The sequence below is a fragment of the Candidatus Glomeribacter gigasporarum BEG34 genome, from assembly GCF_000227585.1.
GTDB lineage: Bacteria > Pseudomonadota > Gammaproteobacteria > Burkholderiales > Burkholderiaceae > Glomeribacter > Glomeribacter gigasporarum_B.
Window position 1 is genome coordinate 1 of the sequence record NZ_CAFB01000015.1, and the last position, 1,116, is coordinate 1,116.

The 1,116-nt window shown below is 46.5% G+C and carries 1 protein-coding gene and 1 tRNA gene; one reads left to right on the forward strand and one right to left on the reverse strand.

Going from position 1 to position 1,116, the window contains the following annotated elements; genetic code table 11:
* Window positions 1-843: tyrosine-type recombinase/integrase (locus CAGGBEG34_RS00320; protein ID WP_050009257.1), on the forward strand; the 843-nt coding region annotated here is incomplete at its 5' end.
* A gap of 93 nt (window positions 844-936) precedes the next feature.
* Here CAGGBEG34_RS00320 and CAGGBEG34_RS00325 read toward each other — a convergent pair.
* Window positions 937-1,012 (reverse strand) — tRNA-His (locus CAGGBEG34_RS00325).
* Window positions 1,013-1,116 lie beyond the last annotated feature (104 nt).

The following is a 1,116-nucleotide window of genomic DNA, read 5'->3' on the forward strand; positions in this document are numbered from 1 at the left end:
CTGGAGGTGAAATTCCTCCGGCCGACTCGGCACTCCAGTTTTCTAACAGCTCGCGCTGAATACGCAAGCAGATTATCAGAACAGCAAAAAGAAATTTTGAAGCGGTTTGCAAAGATGGATTTCAATCAGATTGAACCGCATCACATTGCGCGCTACCTGAGAATTGAGAGAGCGAATTCCCCTGTGCGGGCTAATCGAGAAATTGCTTTTTTATCTACTGTATTGCAATTTGGAATTGAATGTGGGCGTGTGCGGACAAATCCTTGTCGACAAGTGCGGCGTAACCGAGAAACGCCTCGAACACGCAAAGTTGAAACGGAAGAACTCCAGGCCGTCTTAAAAATCGCGCAACGAAAGGGGGCATCCTATTCTTTAATTGGCCTTATTGCTGAATTTTGCGCTCTTACAGGCCAACGCCGAGAAGATGTACTGCTGCTTCATTTATCGCAAATTACGGAGCAGGGCGTTTATATCGAACCAAAAAAACGAAAACGCGGCGAAGTACAGACCAAGATTCTGATTGCATGGAGTACTCATTTGCGTGACATCGTGATTCGAGCGAAAGCTTTACCTCGTCCTATAGGAGGTTTTTTTCTATTCTGCAATCGGAAGGGGCAGCCTTACACTGATCGAGGATTTAAGGCGATGTGGAACCGGCTACAGGTTGAGTATGCTCAGGAGGGAGGTAGACGATTTACATTCCACGATTTGCGAGCCTATTATGTGACGGAAGGGAAAGAGGCTGGGATTCGAGTGACTGAAGCAACAGGACATAAATCCGAAGCGATTACAAATCGAGTATATGACCGCAGGCGCATCAGAAAAGCAACGCCATTAAATTGATTCATGTTCCCAATTTGGGAAGATGACATTGAAAAATGGAATCTCCGAGGTAAGCAAAAATTCAGAAACTTTAATAAAAACAATTACTTAGGATGGGGTGACCGACGGGACTCGAACCCGCGACAACTGGAATCACAATCCAGGACTCTACCAACTGAGCTACGGTCACCATAGGAATATAGGCGCGAAGAATAGGGAGCCTGATCACTAGAGCATTTTGCAGGGCTTGCACGTGCCGCTTCGCACTCGCGCCAATGCAATCTCGCTGAAAAA